Below are 16,332 nucleotides of genomic sequence, written 5' to 3' on the forward strand. Positions count from 1 at the left end.
GCCCCGCGCGGCCTCATTGGGTTTCTCATCGTGTACCTCCGGTCAGTTCGCCAACGAGTGCCGACTCAAAGGGTGGGGTCGGCTCGCCGAACAGGATTGTCTTGGCCATCTGCCGAAGTCGTCTGCGAGCAACGGCATTCACCCTCGCGGAGGTGTCACTCCACCGCTGCGGGTCGTCAATGATGCTGACGACGGTAGCTTCCGCCGCCACCTCAGCGCCGGGACGTACTTCGATGAGCAAGTCCGAGCCGCCCAGGTCGTCATACATGCGCCCCTTGACCGTCTCAGTGGGCTGGCGCAGATACACGGTCGGTACTGCATGTGCCGACGCGATGATCGGCGAATGGCATTCCATGCTGATCACCGCCCGACTAATGGAATACACGGCGCTCGCTTCCGCGAGGGACCAAAATCGGTCCAGGACTCTCACGCGAGGCGCGACATCCGCGGGCAGTAGGGGAAGGAGATCAGTGCGTGAGTAGGCGGGGACGTAGGACATCTCCGGGACGACGACGGCGATCGAGTTGGTGCGACGAACCCAGGCCACGATGGCTGCAACGATGGCGCCCAAGTCGGCCTGAGACGTCGCCGCGTTGATCGCATCCCGACGCAGGCTCTCCGGCGTAGCCGCCTCGCCGCGCATCTGAGCGTACGGCGCGTAACGCAGGCGCGGCACGAAGCATGCGAAGTCGTCATCGCCTAGACCCAGCTCCTCGCGGAATGGGTCGATCGTGCTGCGATCGGCATAGTCATAGGCGAAGGTGCAGTCGGGGCCGAACTCCAGCGTCTCAGCCTGAATCCGCTGACCACGCAGGTAAGTCAGCGAAATCGAATCCCTGGCGAAGATGAACTCGGCGGAGTCGAGAGGCTCCCGCCCCGCCTCATCGAGGAAGCCTTCGGGAAGGAGCTCGGCCACTGCCTGCAATTCAGTCAGTGTGCCCCAGGTCGGAGGGGACACCAGATCGACCGTCACGCCGGCGTATCCGTGCGGCCTTCCCGAGCTGCGCGACCAATGCGCGAACTCTGCTTGGCGATTCACCACATCAGCCGCCGAACCGTGCACCAGCACGTCGGCAGAGTTCCACGCCCTTTCGAGTTCAGGCGTCGTGAGCTCGCCACTGCTGGTGCATTCGCCGCGGGCGATCGCCACCTGAGGAAACGCCCGGCGCACCAGCGCTTCTTCTCTCGCGCCGAGCGCAACCGGCCACAAAGTGATCTCCGCGCCCGGATCCGCCTCGAGCAATGCCGCCATCGCTCCAGGCGAGTGAGCGACATCGCCGATGTTGACATCCTGCCAAGACGAGCGAAGTAGCACCCTCCGCGAGTTCGGGGAACCCATGCACACTCTCCCTTGCGGCCCCAACGCCGACTGATTCGAACGACCTCGATGACGTATCGTTGCGTCACGCTAACATCGCCCGCCGACGCAGTCAACAATGCAGCGCTCGATTGATCGCCAGAATCCCCGATTCAGCATTGCCCCAGGCATCTCGTACCACCGGGATTCCGCGAATTTCCGCTGATCTCGGCCACGCGCGACAATCACCAAATTGCCCGATGCGATTCATCGGCAACCGGGGCTGCGTCGGGGTCCGCGGGCTTTCACCTCATGGGCTTCGTCGGTTGCCGAGTCCGATGCATCACCCTTATCTCCGAGCGTGCCGCGACCGCGGGGGCGTAACGCCTTGCTTTCGCGATCCGAATCCGACCGAGGTTGTCGACAGTTGGGATGGCATCAAGATCGGACGCGCCCGCGCCCTCGGCGGTCAGCGGTTCTGCGTCCTGGACGCCGGGAAGTCGGTTCAGGTGTTCGGCCTCGCCGACACCCTCATCATCGAACACCCCCTGGCCAAACCCGGCACAACCTACGTCAGCAACCGCCGACCCCGCGGCCGCAGCACCCCCACCACCGGACTGTCAGAGATGTCCTGATACATGGAGTGTCAGAGATGTCCTGATGCAGAAACGTCAGCGATGTCCTGATGCATCACAAGCTGCGTGCGTCCCGACGCAACGCGGCTTGCCCACAGTTCGCCCACACTTCGTTCAAAACGGCCTGATTCGGGCTGATCGAACCGAAAGCTGAAGCCCCGAAGAACCGCGGAACTACGCGGAAGTTGGACCGAGACGGATCCTTCTCATTTCCGCCCCATGGATTCGATCCCTCCACGGCACCGTTCGTTTCGCGCCTGACCAGGACGTTCACTCGAAGCGGTAGAACTCCAGGTCCACGATGCCGGTGAATCGCGTGTCGAAGGGAACGACACCCTGTCCGCGACCGGAGTACAGGCGATGGAAGCGCACCCCGCTGCCGCCGCCGACCTCGTCGCCGTTGAGTACTCGGTGGACCTCGAGCTGTCGGGTTCGCTCGATCACCGAGGCCAGCCCTACGGAACCGGTCGTCGTCTCAGCGGGCTGCAGCACAAACCCCCGGCCTGCCACTCGCACCGAGCCCTCGATGCCAACGGCGATGCCGTAACCGATCTCGCCGTCATCGAGCATGCCGTGAGGATCATCCAGCGACGCGACGAGATCAAAGCCTCCGATCGTCATGTGCGAGACGGGATGGGCGCGATCGACGAAGAACCCGCGGATGTCATCGGAGTGAGCGATGGCGATTGTGGGCCGCATCGCCGACAGCAGCCCGTATGCGTCCACAATCTCGTCGTAGTCCGGCGCGCCCGGGTGCAAGGAGTCGAGACCGAAAGGTGCAACGAGCTCGGCGCCGTGTTCACCAATCGCTCGGAACATGTGAGCGATGCCCAGCTGATCCCGCCTCATCTCAGGTATGACCAGGCGATCGGAAGCTGCGGCGTATGCGCGGCACGTCGCGTCGAAGTCGCCGAAGTAGATGTCCGGCGAGAAGAAGTCGATGGATGGCGCAAGCGCCCGCCAGAGGGAAAGCAGGTGAGGGACCGGCCCGCCGCTCGGGTAGCCGCCGGGCTCCATACCGCCGGCGACAAGCTGGTCGGCCGGTGTCATCGGATTCACCGCGTCGAGCCAAGCGTTGACGTAGAGGGGAACGTCCAGTTCCGCACGTCCGCGTGCTGCGACCTCCTCGATATGCGTTGCGTACCCCCACGCCATGAGAACCTCATCCGCCTCGGATCCGAAGACTTCCCTCCAAGAGCCCGCCGTTCGCGAGCCTTCTGCCTCCCACGCCGAGAGCAGGCGCCCGCCCCCGTCGCGCGCAGCGGCAATCACGGCATCAGGCACGTCCCGGTTCCAGTGCGTCTCGGCCACATCGCTCTCGTCGCGACGAGCACCCAGAAGCCCCGGTTCGTTCTCGACTTGCACGAAGGGGACAACGTGCGCCACTCCGGATTCGCGTATATGCGCGAGGACCCGTGCGAACGCGGTGGCATCGGCCGCCGCGATCGCCCCACCGAACGGCGAGATGTGGTGCATCGCCCGCTCCGCCGATCGCGCGCGTGGAAAACGCGCGCCATCTCGCTTGACCCAGCCCGGGACGTACGTAGACGCCCCGTTCTTCCAGGCACCGAACCACAGCGGGATCCATCGCAGCCCCTCCGTCTCGGCCGCTTCCAGTGCAGTGTCGACGAGCGAGAGATCGAAGTCACCCTCGCGCGGCTCGACCGTCTCCCACGAGATCGGCGCGAGCACGGAGTCGGCGCCGATATCGCGGACACGGCGGAATGCCTCGCGGATCGAAGCAGGGCTGCTTGCGCTTGAGTTGTGTACTTCTCCACCGAGGAAAAGCTGTCGCGATGCAGTCATAGAGAGCCTCCGTCGTTCACGACCGCCGATTCCGACAGGAAGGTCCGTTCGGAGCTCCTCAGCCGACGGCGGGGTCCGGTGACGTCCACCACCGTCTCGAGCGGTCGCGACTCGGCGTCAAAGCTCACCCATACGTTCACCGGCGACGGCTCGACGACGAACTCGCCTCCGATGTCCGTGTACCCGAGTTGCGCGGCATCCAGCGTGAACGTCACCCGCCGCGCCTCCCCCGCATCGAGCGAGACCCGCGCGAATCCCGCGAGCTGCTGAGCGGGGCGCGTGGCCCCGACGGTGTTCACGCGCGCGTAGAGCTGCACGACCGTGTCTCCGCTGCGCACGCCCGCATTCTCCACGGTCGCCGCGATCCGCACCGATCCGGTGGTCGTCATCTCGGCATCCGCCACCAGGTCTGACAGCACGAACTCGGTGTAACTGAGTCCATGTCCGAACGTATAGAGAGGTGTCGCCGACATGTCGAGGTAGTGGCGGTCGACATCGGGCGGCAGCGGGTTGCGGTACCCGGTGCCGGCGCGCTGGTGGTGGTAGACGGGGATCTGACCCGTATGACGCGGGATGCTGTACGGCAGATTTCCGCTCGGGTTCACCTCTCCGAACAGCACGTCGGCTACAGCCGCCGGACCGAAGGGGCCGCCGTATGACGCCACCACGATCGCAGCGGCATCCTGGATCACCTGGGGCAGCGTGTATGCGCGACCCTGCACGAGTACGACCACGACGGGTTTGCCTGTCGCGGCGACGGCCTCAGCGAGGCGCACCTGTGCCGGGGGCAGCGCGATGTCAGCGGAGTCGCTCGCCTCGCCCTCGGTGCGCTCGCCATTGAACCAGAGACTCGCACCGCCGAGCGCGAGCACGACGACATCGGATGCCGCCGCCGCGGCCACGGCATCCGCGATCGCATCCTCTCCGAGGTCGGTCGTCAGAGTGCTGCCCGCCGCGACGTGGGTGGCGAGCGCGTGACGGTCGACCTCGTCGATGAGCGAGGTCGCGTCCAGCCTGTCGCGCACGAAGTCCTCGATCGGCATCGACGGGAACAGGCTGTTGTTCCATGCGGCCATGCCCGGATCGATCCCGACCATGTTGCCCATGCCGCCGCCCGACATGAAGGTGGTCATGTCGCGGAACGCGGGGTAGCTGTACGTAGGGAACTGCAGCTTCACGGCATCGGCGTGGGGACCGATCACCGCCACGTTCGTGGCACCGGATGCAAGAGGCAGCAACCCGTCGTTCTTGACGAGGACGACCGAGCGGCGCGCGAGCTCGCGCGAGAGCCTGCGGCCTTCGGCTGCCACCTCGGCAATCTCGATGCGCTCCGCGGGGTAAGGGTTCTCGAACAGCCCGAGCCGGAACTTCGCGGTGAGGATGCGTCGCACCGAGCGGTCGACGTATGCGATGTCGACGCGACCGGCTTCGACCTCGCCGACGAGCGCGTCGCCGTAGCCATACGGAACGGGGAACTCGGTGTCGAGTCCGGCGGCGATCGTCAGGCGACCTGCATCGGCGGGCGAGGCAGCGGCCCGCTGGCGGGTGTGGATGTGCTCCAGCGTCATGTAGTCGCTCGAGACGAACCCGTCGAAGCCGAGCGTGTCGCGCAACAAGGTGGTGAGCACGTCCGGGTTCGCCGCGGCCGGAACACTGTCCACGTCGGAGTAAGAGTTCATGACCGACCCGAGGCCGGCCAACTGGATCGCAGCCTCGAACGGGTACGCGAAGAGGTCACGCGTGCGCCGGGGACCCCCCTCGTACGAGGAGAGGTTCATGCCGCCTGTCGGCAGGCCGTAGCCGACGAAGTGCTTCGCGGTGGCGATGGCGCCCGTGCGGAGATCCTCACCCTGAAGACCGCGGGGTGTATGCGACGCTGAGCGCTGCCACGAGGTACGGATCCTCGCCGTAGGTCTCGTGCACCCGCCCCCAACGCGGATCCAGGGCGATGTCCATGTTGGGCGACAACGCCTGCCGCACGCCGACCCGGAGCATCTGCTTTCGGATCGTGTCGGCCATCTCCTGCACGAGGTCCGGGCTCCAGGTGGCCGCGAGCCCGATCGATGTGGGGAAGACCATATGTCCACCGGCGAGCAGTCCGTTCAGCGCCTCGATGTGCAGGAGCAGCGGGATGCCGAGACGCGTGCCCTCGATGGCGGTGCGCTGCAGGTCCCCGACGATGCGCGCCATCGTCGCGGGGTCGTCGACCCCGAAGTTGGAGATGTGGCCGGGCGCCTTCTCCAGCCACTCGTCGCGCACCGCCGGAGCGGAGCCGTCGGCGAGCACCAGGTACCAGGGCGGCACGGAGACGAGCTGATGCGCCTTATCACGCAACGTCATCTCGGCGAGGAGGCGGTCGGCACGCTCCGGGGCGCTGAGCGCGGTGTCGAGGTGGGCTGACTCAGGAGACACTGTGAACCTCCGTGTGGCTCGGGGACGGGTGTGGGTCGGTACCTGCGTGCGATGTCGAGGCTCGGGGCGTGAGGAGCAGCAGGATCAGTCCCGCCACGGGGAGCACGGCAGCCACCCAGGGCAGGGCACCGAGCCCCCATGCTCCGACCACGAGCGCGCCGAGGGCGGCGCCGCCGCCGATCGCGACGTTGAACGCGGTGGTCTGCAGTGCGGCTGCGGTCGCACGCTGGTTGGGTGGTGCGATTCTCATCATTCGGGCCTGCAGCAGGATGGGGACGACAGCGAACGCCATCGCCTGCAGGAGTGCGGTGACGACGAGAGCACCGATCCCCCACGCGGCCGCGAGCGGGAACAGCGCGCTCAGAACCGCGAACAACCCGACCGCCACCGGCACCGCGCCGTTCGGGAATCTGTCGGCGATCCTGCCCACGGCAGACACCGCGACAAATGCCGCGAGGCCCGTGCCGAAGAGGAAGGCAGGGATCGCCGCCGACGGGACGGCGGCGACTTCGCCGAGCCACACGACCGAGTAAGTGCCGTATGTGGTCTGTCCGATCACGACGAGCAGGATGATCGCGCACACGAGCAGGATGCCCCGGAGTGCCGACTGCGTCGAGGACTCTTGCGCTGACGCACCGCGCGGTGCCGGCGGACGCGGTGTCACGGCGGGTAGCAGCAGCGCGACCAGGACTACGACGAGCACTGCAACAGCCGCAAGGCTTCCAAAGGCGACTCGCCACCCGAACGCCTGACCCAGCGCATTGCCGAGCGGCACTCCCAGCACGCCGGCGACCGAACCACCCGCCGCCGTGATCGCCGTCGCGCGTCCCAGTTGCGACGAGGGCACGAGATCCGCCGCGTATGCCGCAGCCACCGACCAGAACAGCCCGTGCGCCACCCCGCCTGCCCCGCGAGCGATGAGGAGCATCTCGAACGTGGGTGCCAGGGCGGTCAGGCTCGTCGCCGCTGCGATCCCGACGAGGGCGATGATCGCGAGCGGCTTGCGCGGCATCCGTCGAGTGAGGACGGCGAGCGGGGTCGTGGTGAGGATCACGGCTCCGGCGAACACGGTGATGAGCTGCCCGACATCGGTGACCGGGCGGTCGAACGTCTCGGCGATGTTCGGCACGAGGCCGCCGGGCAGGAACTCGGTCGACATCGAGACGAAAATGGCGGCCGCGAGAACCAGGAGCCCGAGCCGCGGAAACGGCGAACCAGGAGTTCTGTGTGTCGGACGGGGTACGGGGTGGCGGCGATACCGCCGGCTCGCTGCCCGTTTCGTGGCACGACTGTCGTGCGACATGGCTGATGCCTTCTCAGACCCTTGCGCGCTGCCGGATATCCCAGGCGCACCAACGCCGCGAACGGTGGGGATCTCGAGACTACGAGGAGACGGCTGTCCGAGCCTTGCTCGTGGCGACTATTGCGCAACCTGGCACGGCTGATGTTGCCGGTCGGGCGGGCACGCAGTAGGCAGGACGTGAGGATCGATCCAGACGCACGGCCGCGTTTCCCGCCGATCCTGACAGTTGTAGCGTGCGGCAGGGGTCGCTCCCGCACGTGACGCGCGAACGGAGCAGCATGAACAAGTACCTGTTCAACGACGACTGGTCGGTCCGCCCAAAGGTGAGCGGTTTCGTAGACCTCATGGGCGGTGCGGCTTCCCAGAAGGTCACGCTCCCCCACGACGCCATGATCGGATTCACCCGGTCCTCCGATGTCCCCGGCGGCCCATCATCGGCGTTCTTTCCCGGCGGCGAGGTCGAATACACAAAGCGCTTTGACGTTCCGGTCGAGTGGCGCGAGCGACGGGTGACCATCGAGTTCGAAGGCGTGTACCGCGACGCCATGGTCTACGTGAACGGCGAGTTCGCGGGCCAATGGAAGTACGGGTACAGCGTCTTCCGCGTCTCCCTCGATGCCCACCTCCGCTACGGGCAGGAGAACGTCGTCCGGGTCGAGGCGCGAGCGAACCAGGACTCCCGGTGGTACACCGGTCTCGGCATCTACCGCGACGTCCATCTCGTGGTCACGCCGCTGGCTCACATCGTCGATGACGAGATCCGCATCACCACGCCGGATGTCGACGACGAGCGTGCCGTCGTCGAATCCGCCATCCTGGTGCGCAACGAGAGCGTGGTCACTCGCCGACTGTCGCTCGAGGTCGAGGTGCGCGACGACACCGGGGCTATCGTGGCGCGTGATCGCGGACCTGTCACGATCCGCCCGAATGCGACGACGACGATTCGCAATCGGCTCTACGTCGACGCCCCCCAGCGGTGGGGCGTCGATCACCCGCACCTCTACGACTTCCGCGCACGGCTGCGCGATGAAGAGAGCGACGACGCGCATGACGTGAACACGTCGTTCGGCATCCGCACGATCCGTATCGACCCGCGCCATGGACTCCGGATCAACGACGAGCCGATCAAGCTCCGCGGCGCGTGCATCCATCACGACAACGGCCCATTGGGTGCCGCCACCATCCGGCGGGCGGAGGAGCGTCGCATCGAACTTCTGAAGGCGGCCGGGTTCAACGCCATCCGCAGCTCGCACTGCCCCGCGAGTCCAGCGATGCTCGATGCATGTGACCGGCTCGGCGTGCTCGTGTTCGACGAGACATTCGATGCGTGGGCCGAGATGAACAAGCCCTACGATTACACACTCGATTTCCCGGAGTGGTGGGAACGCGACGTCGACGCGATGATCAAGAAGGACTTCAACCACCCGAGCGTGATCCTGTATTGCATCGGCAATGAGATCCACGAGTACGGGTCGGGTTTCGGGGGTTCGCTGGCGCGCGACATCGCCGAGCGGATCCGCCTCAGCGATGAGACCCGCTTCATCACCACCGCTGTGAGCAGCTTCTGGGCCGTGGCGGGTGAGGTCATCGACGACCTGAAGAACCGCCTCGCGGACGCGACGGCCCGCGGCGTCAACGACGTCATGAACGAGATGACGGAGTTCTTCGACGAGGTCACCGTGTCCGATGTCGTCACGGTCCGCACTGCAGAGGCGCACGCCGCGGCGGACATCGCCGGCCTGAACTACGCCGAGGCACGCTACGCGCCAGACGCCGTCGTCTTTCCGAATCGAGTCGTGCTCGGCACCGAGACCAACCCACGCGTGACCGCCCAGTCGTGGGCGGATACGGTCGCGCACGATCACGTGATCGGCGGGTTCACCTGGACGGGTTGGGACTACCTCGGGGAGGTCGGGCTCGGGCGCACCGACTACACCGACGATCCCGAGGTTCGCGGCGGCGGCGACCCCGATTTCCCCTGGCTCACCGCGTGGGCGGGAGATCTCGACATCACGGGCTTCCGGCGGCCCCAGTCCTACTACCGGGAGATCGTCTACGGACTGCGTCGCGAGCCCTTCATCGCGGTGCTGAGACCGCAGCACTACGGCCGTCGAAGGCTCGAGATGCAGTGGGCCTGGAGCGACGCCGTGGCGAGCTGGACCTGGGAGCTTCCGGGCGGAGCGCGTGCTGAGGTCGAGGTCTACAGCGACGCGGATGAGGTGGAGCTTGTGTTGAACGGGCGTTCCCTCGGACGGTCGGCTACGGGGCCGGCGGCCGACTTCCGCGCCCGCTTCGATGTCGGGTACGAGCCGGGAGAACTCGTCGCGATCGCCTACCGTGACGGCATCCCGAGCGAGCGCACCTCGCTGGTGACGGCATCCGACCGAGTGCTCGTCGCGTCCGCAGATCGGTCCCGCATCCAAGCCGACCCAGGCGACCTGGCCTACATCAGCATCGAGTTCCGCGACGGGCGCGATGTCTTGAACAGCTCCGAAGACGCCCTCGTCCACGTGTCGGTGGACGGCCCGGGCGAGCTCGTCGCCCTCGGCTCGGCGCGGCCGGCGACGGAGGACCGATTCGACTCGACCAGCTGCACCACCTTCGATGGGCGCGCGCTCGCCATCGTACGGCCGACCGGCGAGGGCCAGATTACGGTCACGGTACGCTCCCCCGGCCTGGCCGATGCGCATGCCGCGGTCGCCGTCGGGGAGATGTGACGGCAGCGGATCCGAGCGTGGATCCGCTGCCGGTCAGTCGGCTGCTCGCACCCGCACAGCGACGTAAGGGCGGGCGGGGAGATCGACGCGCACGTCGCTTTCGTGGATGCCGGGCAACTCCTCTATCGTCATACCCCAGGTGTCGATGATGTCGATCTTCGCCCGCATCCCCTGAGGCACCCGCACGGTGCGAAACTTCGGCCGGGCGTCGCTGAAGTACGTCAGCGCGTAGCCGTCTCCCCCGCCGGTGGCGAAGTCCCAGTCGCTCGGCAGCGGCGCGATCCGTCCATCCGGGGCGGCCTCGATCAGCTCGCGCAGGAACGCGAGTCGAGGAAGGCTCTCACCCCGGAGCGTGCCTCCCTTCGCCCAGAAGATCACCTCGTCGTCTGACCAGAAGGTCTCGCCGTGCGTGAGGAACGCGCCCTGCAGCGTCGCCTCCCAGAACCTGCGGACTACCTCCTCGGCGGTGAGGTTCCCCCACCCCTGGTCGATGTCGCCCTCGTAGCCGAACTCGTCGACGACGATCGGCTTGTCCCATCGGTTGCGCCACTTCGCCACCGACTGCGCCATCTCCCGCCCGCCGCCTTGGATGCTGGCATGCGTGGCCCACTCGGCCGTGTAGTCGAAGATCTCCACCCAGTTGTGGATCGACAGCGGATGCCCCACCGGGTCGTTGGCGACCACCAGCCCGGCGAGCCGGTCCCAGTCCTCGCGACGCATCGCGGTGAGGAGGTCGTACTCGTTCGCCATCGACCACCAGACGTTCGGGAATGCCGACAGGCGGCGTACCACGTACGACACGTATCGGTCGTCGGCGGCGGCGCCGAGCCTGGCGAATCCCCACCGGTCATAGGGGTGGAAGAGAATCACGTCCGCGTCGATCCCGAGATCCGCGAGTTCGTCGATGCGCCGTTCGAGATGACTGAAGTACTCCAGATCGAAGCGAGTCGTGTCGAAGGCGCCACCCTCGGCACGCGGGAACACGAACCGCTCGGGTTCGTTCGAGTTGAACAGGAACGACTTGGGAAACAGCCCCATTCGCAGCTTGTTGAACGGCGCGGTCGCCAGCGAGCGCAGCGTCTGCTCCTGCAGCGCCGTCGGCTGGTGCGTCCAGGCGTACGACGTTGTGCCGACGGGGACGAACGGCGTGCCATCGGCCCGCACGAACCCGCGTCCACTCACGCGGACCGGCCCCGCGGCAACTGATTCGTCGACATCGACCACGCCGCGCACACCATCGAGCGAGCGCGCCGTCGACTGCGTCGTGAAAGTCCAGCGGCCGGCACGTGGGGGCAGGAAGCGCAGTCGGTACACGCCGTCGCCGTCGTAAAAGCCCCCGATGTGGAAGGCGGTGGTGTCATCGAGCGTGAATGTCGCGGCGAGTTCGACGTCGACGAACGGATTGCCGTGCGACGGACCTCGCAGAACGATTTCGACCCGCTCGTTCCTGGCCGCGGCATTCGGCATCTCCACCGTGGCGGATCCCCGTGCGACGTTCGCACCCTCATAGTCGAGGGAAGCGGTGATCGCAGGGTCCTGTGGCGGGAGGGGACTGAGGTCCTCGAACTGGGCGACGGCCTCGAGGACCGCTGCCCTGCGTGGATCACCCTCGCCGAGGATCAACGTTGCCAGCGAGCCGAAGGGAAAATCAGCAAGCTGTGTGAGCATCGGCGATGCCAGCAGATCGGGAGCGATCACCCCGATGGCGTGTTTCGCGTCAGGCTGCTCGAGAACCGCGGAAGCTGGGGTCTGTGGGTCGATGTAGCGCATGGTTCCTCGAAGCGAGTCAATCGGGCAGTGGTTGGTAGGTCACGGACACGACACGCCCGTCACGCGACGGCGCGCCGAGTGCGAGCATCCGGCCGGTGAAACCGGCGGCGACCTCGGTGGAGAAGTAGCGGCCGTCGAGTCGGGCGATCTCGATCGCTTCGCCGTCGCGAACGACGGAGAGCACGACGTCGTCGGGGCCGGCGTAGCCGAATGGCACCGGTGCCGTCTGTGGAGGCGTCGTCGAGACGCGCAAGGTCGCCGTGTCGCCGGTGATCTCGACTGCGCCGACCCGCTGACGGATGTCGCCGATCTGCACGATCGCCTGAGCGCGGTCGTTCTCGAAGATGACCCCGCACCAGTGGCGGTCGTCCAGCCGCAGCCCGACCGTGCCGGACCGCTCCACGATGGCGTCGGCCTGCCACGCGAAGTCCGCGACGCGTGTGCACAGCACATCGGCCGCCGATCCCCACCGACGGAATCTGAGGCCGCCCTCCGGAGCCCGTTCGACGACGGCGTCGGGTTCGCTGCCCGCCGCGACCCATCGAGGGTCGAGGTCGGCGCCGATGAAGTGCTCCACGAAGCCGGAGGGCTTGTCCGGGATCTCGAATCGTGCCTCATCGAACACTGGCCACCCGTCGACCCAGTCGACGCCGGCCAGGAACGTCTCACGGCCGAGCACATGAAAGCCCGGCGTGGACCCGCGCGGGCGCGCACCCAGATAGACGGCTGCCCATCCACCGTCCGGAGTCTGAACGAGGTCGGCATGACCGACGTTCTGCACCGGATGGGAGCTGCTTCGGTGGGTGAAGACCGGATTCAGGCTGCAGGATTCGAAGGGGCCGCGCGGACTCGGTCCCCGCGCGATGGTCACGCAGTGCCCCCGCTCAGTGCCGCCCTCGGCGAGCATGATGTACCAATAGTCGCCGATGCGGTAGAGGTGAGGACCCTCTGCCATCGGCATCCCACTCCCCTGCCACACCGCATAGTGCGGCTCGAGGAGGCGACCCGTCTCCAGGTCGATCGGCGCCTGGCGGATCCCTTGGCCACCGACCGTGAAGTCGAGAACATGCCAGGTGAGGTAGCAGGCGTCGTCATCGTCCCAGCACAGATCGGGATCGATGCCGATGGCCTCAGGAACGAACACGGGGTCACTCCACGGCCCTGCGGGATCGGTCGCGTGGACGATCAACTGTCCTGACTCGAAGTCGCTGACGTTCGTGGTGATGAACCAGAAGCGCCCGTCACGGTGACGAAGCGTCGAACCATAGATTCCCGTGGAGGGTCCGGAGGTGCCGGCCCGGAACTGCGATCGTCGCGTGAGGATGTTGCCGATCTGGCTCCAGGTCACCAGGTCCCGGCTGTGAAAGATCGGGGCACCCGGGAAGTATTCGAAGCTCGAGTGCGCGAGGTAATAGTCGTCACCCACGCGGCAGATCGTGGGATCGGGATGAAACCCCGGGATGATCGGATGCAGTTCCGCGCTGAGACTCTTCGTCAGCGAAGTCGATGCGGCCACTCGTTCAGACATGAAGGGCAGCGTCTTCGAGCTGGGCGGACAGCGGCCGGATGGGCGCAGGGGCGGCTGCCGCATAGTTCGCGACGAGCCCGGCGAGCGCCGCCTTCGTCGACTCGGACGGCCAGATGCGCGTCCAAACCGCATCAGCGATCTCCGCGACGGGCCGATCACGGAACGGCGCGAGCAATCGCGCGAGCTGCGTCTCCGACGTGACGAGCCTGTTGTCGACCGCGAAGCGCGTCAACTCCTCCCACGCGTCCTCGTCATCCAGGAAGTCCCTCACCGTGTTGAGCGCCTTCTCCCCCGCGGACGGTTCCGTGAACTGCCAACGGTGACGGCCGTGCCCGACCGTCCTGACTGTGGCGTCTCCCGGAAGCTCGACCTCCGCACGGGCGCCCACTGGGACTTCCAGATCGAGCGTGACGACGCCATCCGCTCGCGACCAACTCACTGCGGCATCGCCGTACGGCGTGCGGTGACGCGCTGAGCAATGATCCAGTGCTGACGGGAAGATGGGGCGAACCGAGATAGCCCGGTAGCCGGGGGCTGCCGCGGCCAGCCCCGCGACGCGGCGGTGGACCCAGTCCACCACGCTTCCGAGTGCGTAGTGATTGAACGAGGTCATCCCGTTCGAATTGATCGTGCCGTCGGGAAGCAGGCTGTCCCAGCGCTCCCAGATGGTCGTCGCGCCGACGGTGATCGGATACAGCCAGGACGGTGACTGTGTTTGCAAGAGGAGACGGACCGCCAGATCCTCGAATCCCGCGTTCGTCAGCGCGTCGCAGATGAGCGGCGTTCCGACGAATCCGGTCGCGATCCGGAAGCTGCTCGCCCGCACCAGGTCCGCCAGTCGCTCGCCGGCAGTCGCACGCTGTCGTGCGTCGGGCAGCAGGTCCCACTCCAGCGCCATTGCGTAGACGGTCTGAGCGTCCGAGACGATTCGGCCCGACGGAGCGACGAACTCGGCATTGAACGCAGCGCGTACCCGCTCGGCGAGGCGGCCGTAGCACTGCGCCGCATCCGCGTCACCCAACGCCTCGGCAGCTTGCGCGACGATGTCGGCCGAGCGGGCGAAGTGCGCAGTCGCAACGATATCCGCATCTGACTTCGCGTTGAACGGGTCGTCGGCGGGGGCGGCGGGGTCGAGCCAGTCGCCGTACTGCACCCCTCCCCGCCAGATCAGATCATCCCCGGCGATAGAGGCGACATGGTCGACCCATGCGCGCATGCTCGCGAACTGCCGCCCGAGAATCCCGCGGTCGCCGGCCTGCTGCCACAGCACCCACGGCACCACCGTCGCTGCATCACCCCAGGCCGCCGTCGGAATGGTCGTCACCTCGGATCGAAGGATGTCTGGCACGACGTGCGGTACTCGTCCTGAAGCATCCTGTTCTGCCGCGAGATCTGCGAGCCAGGATGTCAGGAACCCGCCGGTATCGAAGAGGTAGGTGGCAGTGGGTGAGAAGACTTGGATGTCGCCCGTCCACCCGAGGCGTTCGTCTCTTTGCGGGCAATCGGTCGGAACGTCGAGGAAGTTCCCTCTCATGCCCCAGACCACGTTGCGATGCAGGTGGTTCAGCATCTCGTGACTCGACTCGAACCAGCCGATGCGAGTCAGGTCACTGCCGATGACGATCGCCTCGACGTCTTCACGCCGGATCTCGTCGAGCCCGTCGACTTCGGCATAGCGGAAGCCATGAAAGGTGAGCGATGGTTCGAGGATCTCGTGACCGGTCCCCGCCAGGTAGTACGTGTCCGTCGCTTTGGCGCTGCGAAGCGGGCCCACGCCGAGTTCGCCGGCGTCGAGCACCTCGGCGTGCCGGATGACGACCTCATCGCCGGGCTTCGATGACGGCACGCGCAGCCGCACCCAGCCGACGAGGTTCTGGCCGAAGTCGATCAGAAGCTTGCCGCTGGGAGATCGCCAGATCTGTTGCGCGGGAACGGACTCTGTGACCCGCATCGGTGGTCCGTCTTCGCCCACGAGCACGGCGAGGTCCGCGTCGACGATCTCGACGGCGTGGTCGAAGGGTGCGGCAGGGTCATGTCGGAGGTCGGTCGTCTGCCCGTCGTAGATGTCGTCCATCAGAGTCCCGGACGCTCGAGCACCCCACGATTCATCGGTGGCGAGCACGTGGACGTTGCCGTCGTCGGTGGTCACTTCCAGCTGCCCGAGGAAAGCGAGCCGATGGCCGTAGTGCGCTCGCTGGCCGAGGAAGCCCAACCGGCCGCGCCACCAGCCGTTGCCGAGGGTCACGTCGATCGTGTTCTCGCCCTCTCTGATGAGCGACGTCACGTCATAGGCGCGGACGCGAAGCCGGTGCTCGTATGACGTCCATCCGGGGGCGAGCACGGTGTCGTCGATGGGGTTCCCGTTCAGGCGCGCGGAGAGCAGGCCGTGTGCGGTGGCGAAGAGCCGCGCCTTCACCACGCGCCCAGAGACCTGGAGCGCGCCCCGCAACTGCGGAGCGGGTTGCCGGAGCCCGCCGAGCCCGACCGGGCTGATGAACCGAGCCTTCCAGTCGGTCGGCGCGATCAGGCCGGCCTCCGCCTGTGCCGGCTCACTCCAGGGACTCCAGTCGCTGCCCCGCACACGGAGCCGCAGCGTCACCGATTCGCGGGCGTCGAGCGGAGCGGACGGCCAGGGCACCAGCACCTGATCCGTCGATTCCACCACCCATCGTTCGGTGTCGTCATCGCGTCGGTGGATCTCGACCTCGTATGCGGTCTGCCGGTAGTCCTCGGGCGCGTGCGGCACGGTCCAGCTCAGCCGAGGCCGGACCGTCGTGAGGCCGAGAGCCGGACCGCCGTCGGTGCGGTGCTCGAATCGAGGTGCGGTCGGCGCCGAGAGGGGAGTCATGTGTGTCCTGAGGTGT

Annotated in this window: 9 protein-coding genes; 1 reads left to right on the forward strand and 8 read right to left on the reverse strand. The window is 66.8% G+C overall.

Translation table 11 applies throughout. From position 1 onward, the window contains the following. Positions 1 to 25: 25 nt before the first annotated feature. From ACI3KX_RS00665 to ACI3KX_RS00685, 5 genes are all read right to left on the reverse strand, one after another. A complete protein-coding gene (locus ACI3KX_RS00665) occupies positions 26 to 1,252 on the reverse strand; it encodes a polysaccharide pyruvyl transferase family protein (RefSeq protein ID WP_404907086.1) in 1,227 nt (408 codons plus the stop codon). A 950-nt stretch (positions 1,253 to 2,202) separates the two neighbouring features. After that, a complete protein-coding gene (locus ACI3KX_RS00670) occupies positions 2,203 to 3,738 on the reverse strand; it encodes a DUF5597 domain-containing protein (RefSeq protein WP_363353256.1) in 1,536 nt (511 codons plus the stop codon). Continuing rightward, positions 3,735 to 5,678 (reverse strand): glycoside hydrolase family 3 C-terminal domain-containing protein, encoded by a 1,944-nt coding sequence (locus ACI3KX_RS00675; protein ID WP_404907263.1) that lies wholly within the window; start codon positions 5,676 to 5,678, stop codon positions 3,735 to 3,737. The genes ACI3KX_RS00670 and ACI3KX_RS00675 overlap by 4 nt, the downstream gene beginning before the upstream one ends. After that, the gene (locus ACI3KX_RS00680) at positions 5,584 to 6,150 is read right to left on the reverse strand and encodes a glycoside hydrolase family 3 N-terminal domain-containing protein (protein WP_404907088.1); all 567 of its coding nucleotides are present in this window, start codon (positions 6,148 to 6,150) and stop codon (positions 5,584 to 5,586) included. Before ACI3KX_RS00680 ends, ACI3KX_RS00675 begins: the two co-directional genes overlap by 95 nt. Next, on the reverse strand, positions 6,140 to 7,453 hold the full coding sequence (locus ACI3KX_RS00685; protein WP_363353260.1) for an MFS transporter: 1,314 nt from the start codon (positions 7,451 to 7,453) through the stop codon (positions 6,140 to 6,142). The genes ACI3KX_RS00680 and ACI3KX_RS00685 overlap by 11 nt, the downstream gene beginning before the upstream one ends. A gap of 278 nt (positions 7,454 to 7,731) precedes the next feature. On the opposite strand from ACI3KX_RS00685, the gene ACI3KX_RS00690 reads away from it, so the two are divergent. Beyond that, positions 7,732 to 10,170, forward strand: coding sequence for a glycoside hydrolase family 2 TIM barrel-domain containing protein (locus ACI3KX_RS00690; RefSeq protein ID WP_404907091.1), 2,439 nt, complete (start codon positions 7,732 to 7,734; stop codon positions 10,168 to 10,170). Between the two features lie 33 nt (positions 10,171 to 10,203). Here ACI3KX_RS00690 and ACI3KX_RS00695 read toward each other — a convergent pair whose 3' ends face one another. Genes ACI3KX_RS00695 through ACI3KX_RS00705 form a run of 3 tightly spaced genes read right to left on the reverse strand, consistent with a single transcriptional unit; the run spans position 10,204 to position 16,316 of the window. Beyond that, positions 10,204 to 11,940, reverse strand: a complete 1,737-nt coding sequence (locus ACI3KX_RS00695; protein WP_404907092.1) for a DUF5605 domain-containing protein — start codon at positions 11,938 to 11,940, stop codon at positions 10,204 to 10,206. Between the two features lie 16 nt (positions 11,941 to 11,956). Beyond that, positions 11,957 to 13,468: a glycoside hydrolase family 43 protein gene (locus ACI3KX_RS00700; RefSeq protein ID WP_404907094.1), complete on the reverse strand. Its 1,512-nt coding sequence runs from the start codon at positions 13,466 to 13,468 to the stop codon at positions 11,957 to 11,959. Next, positions 13,461 to 16,316 (reverse strand): family 78 glycoside hydrolase catalytic domain, encoded by a 2,856-nt coding sequence (locus ACI3KX_RS00705; protein WP_404907096.1) that lies wholly within the window; start codon positions 16,314 to 16,316, stop codon positions 13,461 to 13,463. Before ACI3KX_RS00705 ends, ACI3KX_RS00700 begins: the two co-directional genes overlap by 8 nt. Positions 16,317 to 16,332: the final 16 nt, after the last annotated feature.

This window comes from Microbacterium sp. ZW CA_36 (assembly GCF_044987475.1).
Lineage (GTDB): Bacteria > Actinomycetota > Actinomycetes > Actinomycetales > Microbacteriaceae > Microbacterium.